Annotated in this window: 14 protein-coding genes; 11 read left to right on the top strand and 3 right to left on the bottom strand. The window is 61.8% G+C overall.

All coding sequences use genetic code 11. The features are described 5' to 3' along the window. Nucleotides 1-19: 19 nt before the first annotated feature. Entirely contained in the window at nucleotides 20-2,209 is a 2,190-nt protein-coding gene (locus tag H7U37_RS06735) for an S-layer homology domain-containing protein (RefSeq protein WP_204874632.1), read from the bottom strand. 116 nt (nucleotides 2,210-2,325) lie between these two features. After that, the gene (locus H7U37_RS06730; protein ID WP_204874630.1) at nucleotides 2,326-3,525 is read right to left on the bottom strand and encodes an ATP-binding protein; all 1,200 of its coding nucleotides are present in this window, start codon (nucleotides 3,523-3,525) and stop codon (nucleotides 2,326-2,328) included. A 264-nt stretch (nucleotides 3,526-3,789) separates the two neighbouring features. On the opposite strand from H7U37_RS06730, the gene H7U37_RS06725 reads away from it, so the two are divergent. From H7U37_RS06725 to rpsR, 9 genes are all read left to right on the top strand, one after another. Continuing rightward, a complete protein-coding gene (locus tag H7U37_RS06725) occupies nucleotides 3,790-5,103 on the top strand; it encodes an MATE family efflux transporter (protein WP_338049797.1) in 1,314 nt (437 codons plus the stop codon). Nucleotides 5,104-5,161: 58 nt separating this feature from the next. After that, a complete protein-coding gene (gene udk, locus H7U37_RS06720) occupies nucleotides 5,162-5,785 on the top strand; it encodes a uridine kinase (protein WP_204874626.1) in 624 nt (207 codons plus the stop codon). A 224-nt stretch (nucleotides 5,786-6,009) separates the two neighbouring features. Further along, nucleotides 6,010-7,494, top strand: coding sequence for a DUF1846 domain-containing protein (locus H7U37_RS06715; RefSeq protein WP_204874623.1), 1,485 nt, complete (start codon nucleotides 6,010-6,012; stop codon nucleotides 7,492-7,494). A gap of 65 nt (nucleotides 7,495-7,559) precedes the next feature. Beyond that, on the top strand, nucleotides 7,560-7,838 hold the full coding sequence (locus tag H7U37_RS06710) for a hypothetical protein (RefSeq protein WP_204874620.1): 279 nt from the start codon (nucleotides 7,560-7,562) through the stop codon (nucleotides 7,836-7,838). 155 nt (nucleotides 7,839-7,993) lie between these two features. Beyond that, entirely contained in the window at nucleotides 7,994-8,521 is a 528-nt protein-coding gene (locus tag H7U37_RS06705) for a QueT transporter family protein (protein ID WP_204874618.1), read from the top strand. A gap of 138 nt (nucleotides 8,522-8,659) precedes the next feature. Continuing rightward, entirely contained in the window at nucleotides 8,660-9,529 is an 870-nt protein-coding gene (gene galU, locus H7U37_RS06700) for a UTP--glucose-1-phosphate uridylyltransferase GalU (protein WP_204874616.1), read from the top strand. A 125-nt stretch (nucleotides 9,530-9,654) separates the two neighbouring features. Next, complete coding sequence (gene rpsF / locus H7U37_RS06695; RefSeq protein WP_204874614.1) at nucleotides 9,655-9,951, top strand: 30S ribosomal protein S6; 297 nt, start codon at nucleotides 9,655-9,657, stop codon at nucleotides 9,949-9,951. Nucleotides 9,952-9,967: 16 nt separating this feature from the next. After that, nucleotides 9,968-10,444 (top strand): single-stranded DNA-binding protein, encoded by a 477-nt coding sequence (locus H7U37_RS06690; protein ID WP_204874612.1) that lies wholly within the window; start codon nucleotides 9,968-9,970, stop codon nucleotides 10,442-10,444. Nucleotides 10,445-10,563: 119 nt separating this feature from the next. Then, on the top strand, nucleotides 10,564-10,803 hold the full coding sequence (gene rpsR, locus H7U37_RS06685) for a 30S ribosomal protein S18 (protein ID WP_087238992.1): 240 nt from the start codon (nucleotides 10,564-10,566) through the stop codon (nucleotides 10,801-10,803). A gap of 72 nt (nucleotides 10,804-10,875) precedes the next feature. On the opposite strand, the gene H7U37_RS06680 is transcribed toward rpsR, so the two are convergent. Next, nucleotides 10,876-11,166: a translation initiation factor 2 gene (locus H7U37_RS06680; RefSeq protein ID WP_243413639.1), complete on the bottom strand. Its 291-nt coding sequence runs from the start codon at nucleotides 11,164-11,166 to the stop codon at nucleotides 10,876-10,878. 136 nt (nucleotides 11,167-11,302) lie between these two features. Between H7U37_RS06680 and sleB the strand changes: the two genes are divergently transcribed. Both sleB and H7U37_RS06670 read left to right on the top strand, forming a co-directional pair. Continuing rightward, nucleotides 11,303-11,977: a spore cortex-lytic enzyme gene (sleB, locus tag H7U37_RS06675; RefSeq protein WP_204874610.1), complete on the top strand. Its 675-nt coding sequence runs from the start codon at nucleotides 11,303-11,305 to the stop codon at nucleotides 11,975-11,977. 490 nt (nucleotides 11,978-12,467) lie between these two features. Beyond that, a partial coding sequence (locus H7U37_RS06670; RefSeq protein WP_204874607.1) for an Ig-like domain-containing protein occupies nucleotides 12,468-18,598 on the top strand: 6,131 nt, incomplete at its 3' end.

The raw sequence follows: 18,598 nt of genomic DNA, 5'->3' as shown, positions 1-18,598 counted from the left end.
TCGAAAGAAAGTAGGAAGGTTAGCGCATGAAGTTGTAGATCATGGTGAGGGCTTCGGCGCGGGTGGCGGTCTGGGCGGGGTTGAGGCGTCCGGCGGTGTCGCCCTGGACCAGCTTGAGGCCCTGGGCCAGGGCAGCGTAGCCCAGATCGGCGGCGGGGATGGAAGCCGCGTCGGTAAAGTCACAGCGGTAGATGCCCTCCAGCGCGGCCACGGAGCCGTAACCGCCGCCGTTGAGGAGCATCCGGATCAGATCTATCCGGGTGAGGGCGGCGTTGTCCTGCCGCTGGGCCGGGGTGAGCCAGCCCTGGGCATAAGCGGTCTCATAGTAGGAGTCCAGCTGCTTTTCGGTGAGCTTCTCCGGGTCCTCGGGGCTGCGATAGGCCATGCTGTAAAGGAGGACCACCATGTCCTTCTGGGTGATGACGCTGTCCGGCTTGAGGGAGCCGCCCAGCCAGCCCACGCCGTACTCGGCCAAAACCTGCGCGGAGGAAGCCACCCAGTGGCCCTCCAGGTCGTCATAGGTGATCTTCCCGTCCTGTCCGGCCTGGTAATAGACCGGCTGGCCGGTTTTGGCGTCAATGCCGCGGACGGTCTCGCCCACCGCCTCCAGGGCGTAGCCCAGGGTCAGGCGGTAACAGAAGGGATAGCCGCTCTGCTGGAGAACCTCACGGAGAGAGGCGTCGGCCTGGTCCAGCGCCACGGGCACCTGGATGTAACCCAGCACCGGCGCGAAGGTGGCCTGATAGGCGGCCAGCGCCGCGTCCTCGCCCACAATGCCGTCGGGGCTGTCAAAGGTGATGTCCTCCTGGAAGTTGCGGGAGAAGGCGCTGACGGAGCCGTCGGAGGTGTCCACAGAGACCGAAATGCCATCGTTGGCAAAGAAGTAGCCGTTTACCTGACGGGCATAGCGGAAGGAGTACTGATTCGGGATCTGTTCGCCGTCGTTGAGGAGCGAGACGTTTGTCTGGTCATAGAGGGCGGTGCGGGCAAAATCGTCGGGGCAGAAATCGGAGAGGAAGGCTTCGGCCAGGGCCTGGGACTTTTCGGCGGTGACGGTGCGTTCGATGTCCTTGCTCCAGGGGAGGGTGCTGCGTACCGACAGCAATTCGCCTGTCTTGGCGTCCAGGGTGACATAGCGCCGCCACAGATTGCCGTCCTTTTCCCGGTTATAGGTGAGGGAGGCCATGACCTGTACGCCGTCGTCCCCCTCCTCCCAGTCGGGGTCCACGGTGTAGCGGCAGGAGGAGAGCGCGTAGGCGTCCAGCCCCAGGGCTTCCACGGCCCGGGCCTTCTGGTCCAGCGCCTCCTGCTCCAGCGCACCGGCCAGCAGGGCGGAGCCCGCCTGCTCGGCTTCGGTCAGGCTGTCGCTGGGAGCGGATTCGGGCGCGTCGGCGTCGCCCCCCGCCGTGGCGCCGTTCATGCCCTTTTCATAAAAGGACTGGAGCAGCTGGGTCAGGTTGACCACTTCGCCGGTCTGGGCGTCTACATAATACTCGTCGATGGCGTCGGGCAGATAGCGGAGCACCGCCTCCTTGCTGTCGGTATCCAGCACATACTCCAGCCGGAGGGAGAAGAGGTCCTTCAGCTTAGCGCCGGCGTCGTCCGCCGTGACGGCGGCGGTTTCGGAGGGAACGCCGCCGACATAGAGACCGTTGAGCACGTCACGGTTGAACTGGACCACCGCTCCGCTGTCCATATCTATCGACACGGAGAAGGAGAGGGGGGAGGGCAGGCCGTTGAGGAGGATCGTGCCGGAAAAGCGGTAGCGGCTGGAATAGGTGGGGGCGGAGTAGCCCTCCGGGTCGAAGCGGGCGGACTCCACAGAACCGTCCAGCACGCGGTCCAAAAAGGCTTTGGCGGAAGCCTCGGCCTCCTCCCGGCCGATTTTGGGCAGAGAAGGGGAGGTGGAGCCGGGGACGTTGTCCGAGCGGGAGAGCCACAAAACCCGGCCGTCCGGATCGGCGGAGATGGACAGGCGGTCCCCGGCGGCGTTGGACCAGTTCAGGTCCCACTGTGGGGCGATGGCGTCCTCCGACAGGTTTCCGTAAAAGGTGTCGTAGCCGGAGGTGTCCAGAGAAAGGGTGGTTTTCACCGCCTGGGTGATCTGGGTCAGGCGGCTGTCTGCACCGCTCTCCCCGGCGGCCAGGGAGGGCACAACCAGAGAAAGGGCCAGCGCCGCGCTGAGCAGCAGGGCAAAGAACTTTTTCATGTTCATCCTCCTTTCGGCGGAGCGGGCTTGTCCGCCGGTCATTCACTGAGTTAGACGAGAGGGCTGGTAAAAAGTTCCCGGATCTCTGTAAAATTTCTTTGGCTTTTGTGGAATCCTCACAGGGGCAGGCTGGCGATGAACTGGAGAGCGGTACGGGGAGTACGGCCGGGGTGGCGGGCTTCCCACTTGACGGCGTCGGCCCGGAGGGTGTCCCGATCCATGGAGACCCCGTGCTGGGCCGCCATACGCTCCACCATGTCCAGGAACTCCGCCTTGTTCAGGGCCAGATAGGGGATGCGCAGGCCGAAGCGGTCGGAGAGGGAGGTTTTTTCCTGGATGGTCTCGGAGGCGTCCACCTCGTCGCCGGCCCGGTCACTGAAGGTCTGGCGGACCAGGTGGCGGCGATTGGAGGTGGCATAGATGGCCACGTTGGCGGGACGGCGCTCCAGACCGCCCTCCAGGATGGTTTTCAGGACGGAATAGGTCCGGTCATCCTGGTCAAAGGCCAGGTCGTCCACAAAGAGGATGAACTTGCGCCGCCGGCCGGCCAGGATGCGGATCAGGTCGGGCAGGTCGGCCAGCTCCTCCTTCTGCACCTCGATGAGACGCAGATCGTCAAAGCCGGGGAGAGAGAGGAGGGCTTTTACCGTGGCGGACTTGCCGGTGCCGCTGTCGCCGTAGAGCAGGACGTTATTGACGTGCCGCCCCTCCAGCAGGGCGCGGGTATTGGCCACCACCTGGTCCCGCTGGCGCTCATAGCCCAGCATCTCGTCGGGCTTGAGGCTGTCGGGCTGTTCCACCGGCCAGAGCTGGCCGCTCTCCCACAAAAACGCCCGGTTGCGGGCGAACATACCGGCGCCGTGGGCGGCATAAAAACCGGTGAGGGAGGCGAAGGTAAAGGGCACGGCACAGTCCCAGCGGGGCAGAGATTCCACCACCGGCTTCCACTGGGTGGGCAGGATCTCCTCCATCCGCCCGAGAACCGCGTCACAGTCCAGACCGGCCAGGGCGCTGAGTATGTCGATGTCCCGCCGGGCTGCGTCCTTCAGGACCGGGTCAGTGTGGCCGTGTTCCACCATATGGGCGTAAGGGGACTCCTGATCCCGGAGGGCGTCATGGAGCCAGGCGCCCAGATTGGGGCAGCCCTCCCGGTGGAGGGTGTGGAAGAGACGGGTGTAGTCCTCCAGGGCCTCCTCTCCCTGTCCGGCGGACAGATGGTCCAGGAGAGAGAGGGCCAGGGACGGGACCGGCTGGTCCATTAGGTGTTTATAGGCCGACACCCCGTGGAGGGCGCAGCGCAGCAGGGGCAATTCCATAAAGTTGTTCCTCCTTGATACACTAAAGCAGTAAATCGACATTTATTGTAAGCTCCAACCGGGCCACTGTCAACGCTGAGCATTGACTTAGAAGAAATTTTCGGCTATGCTATCCACGGAGCCGATGGGACAGCGGCGCGCCTTCCTGTTTTGCGGGGAGGGCTTTTTTTCGCCCGCATGAGGCGGAATGGAGGAATAGAAATGCGTATCAATACTACGGAAGGACCAATTTGGCGGCATTTGCTTCGATTTTTCTTTCCTATTTTGCTTGGAACCTTCTTTCAGCAGCTCTATAACACGGTAGACGCCATCATCGTGGGCAACTTTGTGGGAAAGGAGGCCCTGGCGGCGGTGGGCGGGGCCACATCGGTGCTCATCAACTTTCTGGTCAATCTCTTTGTGGGCCTCTCGTCGGGGGCCACCGTTATCGTGGCCCAGTACTACGGGGCCCGCTGCCACCAGGAGATGCGCCGCACCGTCCACACCTCCATCGCCCTGGCCATTGCCGCCGGACTGGGCGTCATGGTGCTGGGGGTGCTGCTCTCCGGACCGGTCCTCACCCTCATGGGCACCACCAGCGACGTGATCGGCTATGCGAAAACCTATCTCCAGGTGTACTTTTTGGGGTCGGTGGCCTCCTTCCTCTATAACATCGGCTCCAGCATTTTGAGAGCGGTGGGCGACAACCGGCGGCCCCTCTATTTTCTCATTGCGGCCTGTCTGACCAATATCGTGCTGGATCTGCTCTTTGTGGTGGTGCTGGGCCTGGAGGTGCTGGGAGTGGCGCTGGCCACGGTCCTCTCTCAGGTGGTGAGCGCCGTGCTGGTGATGGCGGCCCTCTGCAAGCCGGACTCCATCTTCTGTGTCCGGTGGCAGGAGCTCCGGTTTCATGGAGACATTCTCAAAAGCGTGGTGCGCATCGGTCTGCCCGCCGGGTTACAGTCCGATATGTACACCCTGTCCAATATCCTGATCCAGGCCTGCATCAATTCCTTCGGCACCGATACCGTGGCGGCCTGGACTGCCTTCGGCAAGCTGGACGCCTTTTACTGGCTCATTTCGGCGGCCTTTGGGGTGGCTATCACCACCTTTGTGGGCCAAAACTTCGGGGCCCGGGCATACGGACGGGTCAAAAAGAGCGTGTGGGTCTGTTCCGCCATGGCGCTGGGTACCGCCGCCCTGGTCAGCACCCTCTTTTGTCTGGCGCCGGACCCCCTTCTGCGCCTCTTCTCCAGCGACGACGGAGTGCTGGCCATCGGCACCCGGATGCTGTGGCGCATGACCCCCTTCTACTTCCTTTTTGTGCCGGTGGAGATCATGGCCGGCGGCATCCGGGGCACCGGCGACTCGGTCAAGCCCATGCTCCTCACCTGCGGCGGGGTGTGCGTGCTGCGGGTGATCTGGATCTTTACCGTTTTGCCCCGGAACAATACCCTCAATACCCTGCTCCTCAGCTATCCCATCACCTGGGGGATCACGTCGGCCCTCTTCCTGGTCTACTACCTGCGGGGCAACTGGCTCCGCCGTCAGATCGCCAAGGCGGGCGTTCCGGCGGAACAGCCCACCCTTGCGCCGTAAAGAGCGGCGTGTTATACTCAAAAGCAAGCGCAGCACAATGAAAAAGGAGGCGTCCGGCATGGAGACCATGGTCATCGGCATCGCGGGCGGCACCGGTTCGGGAAAGACCACCCTCACGGTGCGGCTCAAGGAGAAGTTTGGGGAGGACGTCAGCGTCCTCTATCACGACAACTACTATAAAAGTCACAGTGATATGCCCTTTGAGGACCGGAAAAAGCTCAACTACGACCATCCGGACGCCTTTGACACTGCCCGGCTGGTGGCGGACCTCCAGGCCCTGTGCCGGGGGGAGACCATCCAGTCCCCCACCTACGACTATACCATCCATGACCGCTCGGAGGTCACCGTGGCGGTAAAGCCCACCAAGGTGGTGGTGGTGGAGGGCATCCTCATTTTTGAAAATCAGGCCCTGCGGGATCTGATGGACATCAAGATCTTTGTGGACACCGACGCCGACGTGCGCATTCTGCGGCGCATCATGCGGGACGTAAAGGAGCGGGGCCGGTCGCTGGACTCGGTGGTCAAGCAGTACCTCACTACCGTAAAACCCATGCACGAGCAGTTCGTGGAGCCGTCCAAGCGGTATGCCGACATCGTCGTGCTGGAGGGCGGGCACAATCTGGTGGCGCTGGATATGATCATCCAGCGGGTCAGGAGCCACGTGGAAGGAAACGAAGGATAAAAATATGGCGTGCCGCGGCGGAAAAGGGCCAGGCACGCCATTTTTATGGTTCTTCTCCTGAACCATGATTTCAGGAAAATTGTATACTATGACCCTAATTTTGTAAATAATAAAGTGGAATCCCCGGCGGGACCTCCAACCACCCCTGTACATCCGGCGCGCGGCTGTGATATAATACGAAGCTGAGTTGAAATCATTCACAGAGAGAGGGGAGCGGTTTGACCATGAACCGAATCGGATTTGATAACCATAAATATCTGGAGATGCAGTCCGCCCACATCCAAAAGCGCATCGCCCAGTTTGGCGGCAAGCTCTACCTGGAATTCGGCGGCAAGCTCTTTGACGACTACCACGCCTCCCGGGTGCTGCCCGGCTTTGCCCCCGACAGCAAGATCCGGATGCTGGGCCAGCTGCGGGACAGCGCCGAGATCGTAGTGGCCATCTGCGCCTCCGACATCGAGAAGAACAAGGTCCGGGGCGATCTGGGCATCACCTACGACGTGGACGTACTCCGTCTCATCGACGCCTTCCGGGGGCAGGGGCTCTATGTGGGCAGCGTGGTGGTGACCCAGTACGCCGGCCAGCCAGCCGCCGACGCCTTCCAGCGCCGCCTGGAGACCCTGGGCGTCAAGGTCTACCGCCACTATCCCATCAGCGGCTACCCCAACAATATTCCCCTCATCGTCAGCGACGAGGGCTATGGCAAAAACGACTATGTGGAGACCAGCCGGCCCCTGGTGGTGGTCACCGCCCCCGGTCCCGGCAGCGGTAAAATGGCGGTGTGCCTCTCCCAGCTCTACCATGAGTACAAGCGGGGGGAGAAGGCGGGCTACGCCAAGTTCGAGACCTTCCCCATCTGGAACCTGCCCCTCAATCATCCGGTGAACCTGGCCTATGAGGCCGCCACCGCCGACCTCAACGACGTGAACATGATCGACCCCTTCCACCTCCAGGCCTACGGCGAGACCACGGTGAACTACAACCGGGACGTGGAGGTGTTCCCGGTGCTCTCGGCCATGTTCGAGAAGATCATGGGGGAGTGCCCCTACAAGTCCCCCACCGATATGGGGGTGAATATGGCGGGCAACTGCATCGTGGACGACGAAGCCGTCCGGGACGCCGCCCGGCAGGAGATTATACGCCGGTATTACAGCGGCCTGTGCGACCGCCGCCAGGGCAAGGCGGACGACAGCGTGGTCTACAAGCTGGAGCTCCTCATGCAGCAGGCCAAGGCGGACGCGTCCCAGCGCCCGGTGATCGCCGCCTCCGCCCAGGTGGCCGAGGAGACCGGCAGCCCCGCCTTTGCCATCGAGCTGCCCGACGGCAAGGTGGTCACCGGCAAGACCAGCGAGCTGTTGGGGGCCTGCTCCGCCGCTCTGCTCAACGCCCTCAAGGAGCTGGCCGGCATCGACCACAGCGTCCATGTGATTTCCCCCAAGGCCATTGAGCCCATCCAGGCCCTGAAAATCAACCATCTGGGCTCGGCCAACCCCCGGCTCCACAGCGACGAGACACTCATTGCCCTAGCCATCTCCGCCGCCACCGATCCCGCCGCCGCCAAGGCTCTGGACCAGCTCTCCGCCCTGCGGCGCTGCGAGGCCCATTCCACCGTCATCCTCTCTCAGGTGGACAGCGGCAACTGCGCCAAGCTGGGCCTCCACCTGACCAGCGAGCCCCAGTATGAGACCAATAAGCTGTACCACCGATAAGAAACCGGGAACAAAATACCTCCTTGCTTCGTCTAACCTGAAAAACGGAGCAAGGAGGTATTTCCATGAAGAGAGGACAGACGGTCAAAACGGCGCTGGTGCTGGCGCTGGCTGCGGGGGTGCTTTCGGTGAGCGCGGCGGCCTTTTCCCACCTGCCCGACCCGGGCTTCTCCCTCCCGGTGCCGGAGGGCTGGGGCGCGGGACAGGGGGACCTGCTGCGCCCCGCCATGGGAGAAGCGAATTTGGGCCGTATCATTTTAGAGGATGATTCCAAAACGGAGATTACCATTGTAGACGGGGAGGCAGAAGGGGAAGGAGGGGTAAAGCTCTTCCTGCTGGGCTGATTGTCTCTTTACAGGGGACGGTCCCTGTGCTATAATTCCTCCCGACTGGTTTTCCACATCCAGTCCAAGCGCGGTGCAGACCGCGTTCGTTCGGCGGGCTTTGCTGTCAAGGCCCGATCCGTTCTCTAAACAAAAAATGGGAGGAACAATCCAATATGAAGAAATTCGATGTCCGACAGCTGGTCCTATCCGCCATGGTGGCCGCCATGTACTTTGTGCTGAGCTACTTCGGCAACATCTTCGGCCTGACCTACGGCCCCGTGCAGTGCCGCTTTGCCGAGGCCCTGTGCGTGCTACCCTTTCTCTTTCCCAGTACCATCCCCGGCCTCTTCGTGGGCTGCCTGCTGACCAATCTTTTGAGCACCGTGGGTCCGCTGGACATCGTATTGGGGTCCCTGGCCACCCTGCTGGCCGCTTTCTGGACCTCCAAAATGCCCAACCGCTATCTGGCCCCCCTGCCGCCGGTGATCTGCAACGGCGTCATTGTGGGCGCCATGATCGCTTGGTATGAGGTGGGCTTCGGCGAGGGCTTCTGGACCATGTTCGCCTTCAACGGCGTGAGCGTGGCCGTGGGCGAGCTGCTGGCCTGCTACATCCTGGGCTCCATCCTGCTCTACGCCCTGCCCCGGGTGCCCTACCTGCGCCGTATGATGCCCCGTATGGCCCAGACCGGCAACGCCTGAACCGCTGATAGCTGTACCGCCGTTTCCCGTGTGGAGGGGAGACGGCGGTTTTTTGCTGGTAATTTGGGGCGGTTCGTGGTACACTATGGAAAAAGCTGCAAACCATTCGACTTGACATACAGTAAGGAGGTATTTTCCGTGAAAGTACGCAAAGCCGTCATTCCCGCCGCCGGTCTGGGTACCCGTATGCTGCCCGCCACCAAGACTGTGCCCAAAGAAATGCTCCCCATGGTGGACAAGCCGGTGATCCAGTATATCATCGAGGAGGCCGTGGCCGCCGGTATCGAGGATATCCTTATCGTCACCAACCGGGCCAAGTCGGCCATGGACGATTACTTTGACTACTACCCCGAGCTGGAGACCCGTCTGCTTCAGGCGGGGAAGGAAAAGGAGCTCATAGAGGTCCGCCGGGCCGCCGATCTGGCCAATATCTTCTATGTCCGCCAGAAGCAGACCAAGGGCTTGGGCCATGCCATCTGGCGCGCCAAGCGCTTTGTGGGGGACGAGCCCTTCGCCGTGCTGCTGGGCGACGACATCATGCGGGCCAAAAAGCCGGTGACCGCCCAGTTGGTGGAGGCCACGGAGAAATACGGCTGCTCCGCCGTGGGCATCCAGAAGGTGAGTACCGAGGCCATTTGCAAATACTCCTCGGTGAAGCTGGAGCACCTGGACGGACGGGTCTATTCCATATTTGATATGAACGAGAAGCCACGTCCCGAGGAGGTTTTGTCCAACTACGCCATTTTGGGCCGCTATGTACTTACCCCCGCCATCTTTGACATCCTGGAGAATCTGACGCCGGGTTACGGCGGAGAGATCCAGCTCACCGACGGCCTTAAAGAGCTTTGCCGCAAGGAGAAGATGGTGGGTGTGGACTTCGAGGCCCAGCGCTATGATACCGGCAACCTGAACGGCTTCCTGGAGGCCACCATCGACTTTGCCCTGGAGCATCCGGCCACCGGCGCCTGGCTGCGCAGATTTATTAAGGAAAAGGCCAAACAGCTCTGATTTGAGAAAAAGTGCTTGACAAATCGCGGGATTTGGATATAATAATATAGTCTGTTCAAAGAACGGGCGATCCTTGCCCCCGACCAAGAGCGGGGGCCATACGTCCATAAGGAGGTGCAACAAAAATGGCTAAGCTGAATGCGAACTACGAGGCGGTTTACATCCTGGACCCCAACCTGGGCGAGGAGGCCACCGCCGCGCTGGTCGAGAAGTTCAAGACTCTGGTGGAGTCCAACGGCACGCTGGCCGAGGTTGACGAGTGGGGCAAGCGCCATCTGGCCTATCCCATCAACGATCTGACCGAGGGCTACTACGTGCTCATGACCTTCACTTCCGTGCCCAGCTTCCCCCAGGAGCTGGACCGTATCTTCCGGATCACCGACGGCGTGATGCGTTCCCTCATCGTCTGCAAGGACGAGTAAGAGAGGAGAGACGTCAATGCTCAATCGGATTATCCTCATGGGCCGTCTGGCCCGGGACCCGGAGCTCCGTCATACCCAGAGCGGTACCCCTGTGGCGTCCTTCCGTCTGGCCGTAGACCGGGACTTTAAGGACAAGACCACGGGAGAAAAAGCCACCGACTGGATCGATGTGGTCGCTTGGCGGAGCACCGCCGAGTTTGTCTCCCGCTACTTCACCAAGGGCCGTATGGCCGTGGTGGAGGGCCGGCTCCAGATGCGTGACTGGACCGATCGGGACGGCAACAAGCGGGTTGCCGCTGAAGTGGTGGCGGAAAACGTCTACTTTGGCGACTCCAAGCGAGACGCCGAGGCCGGCGGTTACGCGCCGCCCCCCTATGGCGGTTACGCCGCGCCCGCGCCCCAGGCCGCGCCAGCTGCCCCCGCCTATTCCGTCCCCTCCGGCGGCGACCAGTTCGCCGACCTGTCCGACGACGACGGAGAGCTGCCCTTCTGACGGCAGCGCGTATTTGAAATTTGTGCCGGGCTTTGGTCCGGCTGGGCGTTTTACGCCGTTTCCGCTCCGCGGAGCCTTCCTTTGCGCCGCGGAAGCATCGTGAAAGGAGATTTCGTACCATGGCTATGGATAGAGAGCGTCCCCGCGGCCGTAAGCGCCGCAAGGTCTGTACCTTCTGCGTGGACAAGGTGGAGCACATCGACTACAAGGACGCGGCCAAGCTGCGCCGGTTCCTGTCTGAGCGTTCCAAGATCCTGCCCCGCCGGACCACCGGCACCTGCGCCATGCATCAGCGTCAGCTGACCGAGGCCATCAAGCGCGCCCGTCAGATCGCGCTGCTGCCCTTCGTTACCGACTGATTGTTTTGCAACATAAGAACGCGGTGAGTTTCCAAACCGGAAGCTCACCGCGTTTTTTTAAGCGCAGCAGGTTTACAGGCAAAACAGCGCCGTACACCACACCGCGGTGGCCAGCAGCCCGCCCAGCGCCAGGTAGACCGGCGGCGGAATTTTGGACAAGAGCTGTCCCGTGGGTGTGCTGCGCCGGATGTAACCCCGGGCCACCTGCCGGGCCTCCTGGAGGATCTGCTCCGCGCTGACGCCGTCCCGGGAAAAGGCATCCTCCTTGACGACAAAAATGGCCTCCTCAAAAAAACGGGGGTCCGGCTCCTTGACCACGATGACACGGCGGGAAACACCCTTTACCATAATGACCTTCACCATCCTTTCTCCCTTCCAGTATGGACGATTTGAGGAAAAAACATACGGCTTAACCGGAAATTCCCCGGCAGAGGCGGCGCATAAGGGAATCCTGTTCGCCGTAGACTAGGAGCATCACGGCGCAATAAGGAGGCCTTTCATGGGTCAGGAGAGAAAAAAGCTGCTGCGCTCCCTGGTGGTTTTGTTTCTGGTGAATGTGCTGATTATTACCCTTTGCCAGAACGCCCAGGCCGCGACGTACCGGCAGGGCTCCACCGGCGCGGCGGTACGCACCATTCAGACCAAGCTGAAAAATTGGGGCTACTACGACGGGGCGGTGGATGGGATCTTCGGCAGCGCCACCACAGAGGCGGTAAAATATTTTCAGCGGAAAAACGGGCTGACGGCCGACGGAATCGTGGGGACGCAGACCTTGAAAGCGCTGGGAATGTCCACCTCGGGCAGCGCGGCGTCCTCCGGTCAGGACGCCACGGTGGCGCTGCTGGCCCGGGTCATTTCGGCCGAGGCCAGAGGAGAGCCGTACAGCGGACAGGTGGCGGTGGGGGCGGTGATCCTCAATCGTGTGGAGCACCCCGCCTTTCCCAACACCATCGCCGGCGTGGTCTACCAGCCGGGCGCCTTCACCTGCATGGTGGACGGACAGATTGACCAGCCCGTGGCCGATTCCGCCGTCCGCGCCGCGCAGGACGCCCTCAACGGCGCCGATCCCAGCGGCGGCGCCATCTATTACTTCAACCCCGATACCGCCACCAGCGCGTGGATCTGGAGCCGTCCGCTCATCAAGGTCATTGGAAGCCACCGCTTTTGCAGCTGAACGCCAGCCCTCCCGCCGTCTTGTCTCAGACAAGGCGGCGGGAGGGCTTTTTTTGGCCTGAAAATGAGTTTTAGATTCAGGGAAAAAATGTTATTTTGGAGTAAGCGGAAAAATAGTTGAAATAAGAGAAGGAAAACGGTGGAACTATAGGGAATGTTGTGTAGAAAGTACAAAAACAATGTGTCAATAGCAGAAATACACTTTAGGTAAACTAACCAATAATTTAGTGGTAAATTTTACGAAAGAGCATCTTGATTTTGGGAGAAAAGTCATTTAGACTAAGAGATGATCGTACAATCGCCATAAAGTGCCTGCAATTCTCTGGACTTTTTTGGCGAATCGAAACAAAAGCCGGACCGGATGGAGAGGACCGGCAAGGAGGTGAAGCACGCCAGTCAAGGACACGGCCAGGCCGCTAGACAGCCAGACGCTGTCCACGCAGGCACAATCTGTACCGTCAAACGCGGTACGCCAAAAGGGAGGCATGAGAATGTTACGATCCAAACAACTGCTCTCTGGACTGTTGGCAACGGTCATGAGTCTCAATCTCGTGACGGTAGGCGCTTCCGCCGCCGGACAGGCCAGATCCACCAGTACCCAGACGTCCTCTGCCGAGGAGACGGTATACGTCAACTCGTACAGCGGCACCAGCCGTACGGTGGATTTCAATGACCACTGGCGCTTCAACCTGGGCAGCGGCAGCGCCGCCACCGATTATAACGACTCCACCTGGCAGGACGTGGATCTGCCCCACGATTACAGCATCGAGCAGGACTACTCCGCCAGCAACGAGGCCGAGAGCGGCTACCTGCCCGGCGGTACCGGCTGGTACCGCAAGACCTTCTCCCTTTCCCCCGACTGGGAGGGGAAGAGCATCACCGTGGATTTCGGCGGCGTGTACATGAACGCCACCGTTTATCTCAACGGTGAGGAACTGGGCTTCCATCCCTACGGCTACACCGCTTTCTCCTTTGAGCTGCCCAACGAGCTGCTCAACTTTGAGGGCGAAAACGTCATCGCCGTGAAGGTGGAGCATGAGACGCCCTCCAGCCGCTGGTATTCCGGCAGCGGCATCTACCGCACGGTCCATCTGACCGTCACCGATCCGGTCCATGTGGCCCGGTACGGCACCTATGTGACCACCCCCAACCTGGAGGAGAGCAACGGCGCCGACGGTACCATGGATATCGTCACCACCGTGCAGAACGACACCGAGACCGCCGCCTCTGTCACCCTGCGTCAGACCGTCTATCAGCAGGGCGCGGAGGATGCCGTGACCAGCATCACCAGCGCCGAGGCCACCCAGGTCCCCGCCGGTGAGACGGTGGACGTGGAAATGACCGCCAAGGTGGAAAATCCCGCCCTGTGGTCCACCGACGACCCCAACCTCTACACCCTGGTGACCGAGGTTCTGGTGGACGGCGCCGTGGTGGATACCTACGAAACCGAGTTCGGTTTCCGCTGGACCACCTTTAACAATGAGTACGGCTTTGCCCTCAACGGCGAGCCCGTCAAGCTCAAGGGCGTTTGTATGCACCATGACCAGGGCCCCCTGGGCTCCGAGGCCTGGTACCGCGCCATCGAGCGCCAGGTGGAGATTCTGAAGGAAATGGGCTGTAACGCCATCCGCGTCACCCATAACCCCGCCGCCCCCGAGCTCATCGAGATCGCCAACGAGAAGGGCATGATGCTCATTGACGAGGCCTTCGACATGTGGGTCATGGAGAAGAACGGCAACGTCAATGACTACTCTGTCTGGTTTGAAGTGGAGATCGGCGAAGACAACGCCATCGTGGGCGGCGAGCCTGACATGACCTGGGCCGAGTTCGACATCAAGGCCATGGCCAACCAGGACAAGAATGCCCCCGCCGTCATCATGTACTCCCTGGGCAACGAGATCTTCGAGGGCACCGCCAATGACCGGGCCTCCGAGTATCCCGGTATCGCCCGCGAGCTGTGCACCTGGCTCACCGAGGTGGACGATACCCGTCCTCCCACGTTCGGCCAGAACACCAACAACGAGAGCGTTGCTTATCAGGTAGCCGCTGTCCTGGACGAGTTCGGCGGCATTTCGGGCGTCAACTACGCCAACACCGGCCGTTTTGACACCTGGGTCAAGCGCGGCCTGCTGGTCTACTACTCCGAGACCGCGTCCGCCGTCAATAGCCGCGGCGTCTATGACCGCAAGGGCTCTCAGTCCGACCAAAACGGCGACCGCCTGCTCACCTCTTATGATAAGAGCGCCGTGGGCTGGGGCGCCGTGGCCAGCGACGCCTGGAAGCGCACCCTGGACCGGGACAACTCCATGGGCGAGTTCGTCTGGACCGGCTTTGACTACATCGGCGAGCCCACGCCCTGGAACGGCACCGGAAGCGGCGCCTCCGGCGGCACCTGGCCCGCCCCCAAGTCCTCTTACTTCGGCATCATCGACACCAACGGTCTGCCCAAGGATACCTATTGGTTCTATCAGAGCCAGTGGAACGAGGATGTGACCACCCTGCATATGCTGCCCACCTGGAACGAGGAAGACGTGGTCTTCGGTTCCAACCATGATGTGGAAGTGGTGGTTTACTCCGACGCACCCGTCATCAAGCTCTATCTGAACGGCGAGGAAGTAGGTACTGCTACCTCCACCGAGCAGACAACCTCTGGCGGTTACTACACCTACCGCACCTGGACTTCCGGCACTGGTACCTTCTCTCAGAAGAGCGGCCATCAGAGCCTGTACGCCACCTTCTGGGTGCCCTATCAGGCCGGCACTCTGGAAGTCAAGGCCTTTGAGGCCGACGGCATTACTCCCATCGCTGACACCGAAGGCCGCAGCGTGGTCAAGACCACCGGCGAGCCCAGCAAGCTCTCCCTCTCCGCCGACCGTGACATCATCACCGCCGACGGCGACGACCTGAGCTACATCACCATCGACGTGGAAGATGCCGCCGGCAACCTGGTCAACACCGACGACGTGTCCATCACCCTCTCCATCGAGGGCGACGGCGAGATCATCGGCGTGGACAACGGCCGCCAGGTGGACCAGACGCCTTACCAGAGCCTGACCCGCAACGCCGGCGCCGGCCAGCTGGTGGCGGTGGTCCAGTCCACCGAGGACGAGGGCTCCTTCACCGTGACCGCCAAGGCCGACGGCCTCACCGCCGGCTCCGTAACGGTCAGCACCAAGGCCCCCGCTGATTCCGGCGAGGTGGACAACAGCATCGTCAGTTACCAGATTTCCCGCAACCACTATGTGAAGCTGGGCAGCACCCCCGAACTGCCCGCCACCGTGGTGGTCACCTACCGGGACGGCACCACCGAGACCAAGAACGTGGTGTGGAAGTCCTATGACGCTTCTCTCATCGACAAGGTGGGCTCCTTCGCCGTGACCGGCACCGTGGAAGGCACCACCACCACCGTGACCGTCAACGTCACCATGCTGGACAGCGTGGCGGCTCTGCTCAACTACTCCGCCGCCGTTCAGGTGGGCGGAACCGTGAACCTGCCCGCTTCCCGTCCCGCCGTCCTGGCCGACGGCACCATCCTCAACGCGGAGTTCCCCGTGGAGTGGAACATTCCCGCGGACCTCACCGCCACCGAGGGCACCAAGACCATTCAGGGCACCAGCTCTGTGTTCGGCGATGAGATCGCCGTGACCGCCTCCATCCGCGTGGCCGAGGGCGAGATCAACGCCGGCGCCAACGTGGCCAAGAGCGTCAACCAGCTGACCCAGAGCATCCCCGAGGATCTCCAGAGCGATTCTCTGGAAGCCATCATCGACGGCTCCGTCAACTATGCCGCCGGCCCCGGCGCCGTGGACGGCGTGACCCAGCCCAACCCCAATGTGTGGACCAACTACGACTTCGCGCAGGCTGCCGCCGGCAACAAGGAGTCCTACATCCAGTTCACCTATGCCACCGTGCAGGATCTGACCCAGATCGTGATCTATTACTTCACCGATTCCTGGGCCACCGCGCTGCCTGAGGCGGTGTCCCTGGAGTGGACCCCCACCGGCGGTGAGGGCGCCATGTGGTCTCCTCTGGAAGTGGAAGCCACTCAGGAGGACCTGGGCAGCTCCAATGGCGCGCATCTCTACCGTGTGACCTATCAGTTTGATCCTGTCTCCGCCCTGGAGATCCGCATCAACCTGACCAACAAGAGCGGCAATCCCAGCGAGACCTATCCCTCCTCCACCGCCACCGCTTACTGCGTGGGCATCACGGAGGTGGAACTGAACCTGGCCGAGCGCAGCTTCCCCATCAGCGCATCCGACGCGCTGACCGGCATCACCGTCAACGGTGTGGCGGTGGATTCCACCTCCCTCAATAACCGCAGCTACTCCACCGAGGCCCTCTTTGTGGACAGCCTGACCGTGGAGAGCGGCGACAACGCCTCCTACACCGTCCTGCCCGCCTATGATGACGTGGTACGCATCCTCACCGAGTCCGAGGATCACTCCACCCGCGGCGAGTATACCATTCTGCTGGGCAGCGCGCCTTCCGCCGGCGATCCCGCTGACGGCAGCCGCGACTATGACTACACCAAGACCACCGCCACCGCCGCCAGCGAGCAGATTCCTCAGTCCGGCAGCGAAGGTCCCGTTGGTCTGGCGCTGGACAACAACCGCTCTACCTTCTGGCACAGCAACTGGAGCGAGCAGCTGGAGAATCAGCCCGACAAGCGCTGGATCATGCTGGAGCTGGAGGAGTCCGCCGTGCTGGACGCCCTGCGTTACCAGCCCCGTCCCTCCGTGGCCAACGGTATCGTCACCGAGTACCGGGTGGAAGTGAGCATGGACGGCGAGGAATGGACCGTGGTCTCCGAAGGTACCTGGGCCCATGACAGCAACTGGAAGATCGCCCTCTTTGACGAGCCTGTGGAAGCCAAGTATGTCAAGCTCTACGGCGTCCAGACCCGCGGCAGCTCCGGCGATGTGCCCAACCGCTTCATGTCCTGCGCCGAGCTGCGCGTCCGTCTGGCCGAGGAAAAGACCGACCTTTCCGACGCCGTCATCACCATGGACGCCACCGGCTTTGATTACACCGGCGCTGAGATTAAGCCCCTGCCCGCCAGCGTGACCCTGGGCGATACCGTCCTGCGCTATGGCATCGACTATGTGGTGGAGTACGCCGACAACGTCAACCCCGGCACCGCTACCCTGACAGTCCGCGGCATCGTCAACTACTCCGGCACCGTCAGCACCGAGTTTACCATCCATTCCGTGGAGCTGGTGGCCCAGAGCTATACCCCCGTGGATGTGACCACCCATGTGGATGTGGCCCCCGAGCTGCCCGCCACCGTGACCGCTCAGGTCAACATCGGCCCTGACCAGGCGTATGACGTGGTGTGGGATGCCATCGATCCCGCCCAGTATGCCCAGGCCGGCACTTTCACCGTGGAGGGTACCGTGGAGGGTCAGACCCTCAAGCCCACCGCCACCGTGACCGTCATCGGCCCCGTGGCTGTGCAGCAGCTCTCCGCCATCACCGCCCCTGAGACCCTGGCCGAGCTGCCCGAGGAAGTGACCGTGTACTTCAACGACGGCAGCAGCGAGACCTATCCCGTGACCTGGGAGTCCCTGACCGAGGAGGACTTCGGTGAAGTGGGCGCCATTGTCCAGGTCCGCGGCATCGTGACCCTGGACGGCGGCAAGACCATGGAGACCACCGCCTCCGTCCGCGTGGCCGAGGCCACCGCGACGGACAACATCGCCCTGGCCGGCGACAGCACCCTGCCTCTGGCTGTGTCCTTCTATTCGCCCAACAGCGACAGCGCCGTCAACATCAACGACGGCAGCAAGACCTTCGACATCTCCAGCGCCAAGAAGGTGTGGAGCGACTGGGAGAGCGGCAAGTATCACGAGGCCCCCTGGGTGGGCATCGTTCTGGACGGTGTGCAGATGGTGAATCAGATCTCCATCGGCTTCATCGACGAGGTGGCCAGCGATAACCCCGAAGTGCAGTCTGAACATGCCGTCCGTCTGCCTGCGGCCTATGAGGTGCAGTACTTCACCGGCACCGTGGACGAGCTGGATTACAACGCTTCCCAGGTCAACAACGGCCGCAACTGGCCCAACATGGGCAGCGACGCCTACTGGGAGACCGTAACCGTGATTTCCCAGGACGAGATCCCCGCCTCCGAGGATTACGCCCAGATGCTGGACGTGACCTTTGAGACCGTCAAGACCCCCGCTATCCGGGTGGTCATGACCCCGCAGACCGAGCAGTGGGTCGGTGTGGACGAGCTGGAGGTCTATGGTCTGACCTATGAGTCCAACAGCGACTTTACCGTGGAGTCCATCACCCTGGACGGTGAAAACGTTCTGGATCAGTTCGACGAGAACAACGCTCTGAACGTGACCCTGGCCGAGGGCCAGGAGCAGCCCGTGGTGGAGGCCGTTGTCACCGACAACGCCGCCGTTACCGTCGTTCCCATGGCGGGTCAGGTCCAGGTGATCGTCACCTCCGAGGACGGCGCTAAGACCGAGACCTATACCATCACCTTTGAGGTGGAAGCCCCTGTGGCGCCCGTCTACACCGTGACCTTCAACACCAACGGCGGCAGCGAGATCGCGCCCGTGGAAGTGGAAGAGGGCCAGGCGGTGGAGCGTCCCGCCGATCCCAGCAACGGCTC

This window comes from Pseudoflavonifractor phocaeensis, from assembly GCF_016901735.1.
Taxonomy (GTDB): Bacteria; Bacillota; Clostridia; order Oscillospirales; family Oscillospiraceae; genus Pseudoflavonifractor_A.
Note: the sequence above shows the minus strand (reverse complement) of the source record. Positions and strands in the feature narration are given on the sequence as shown.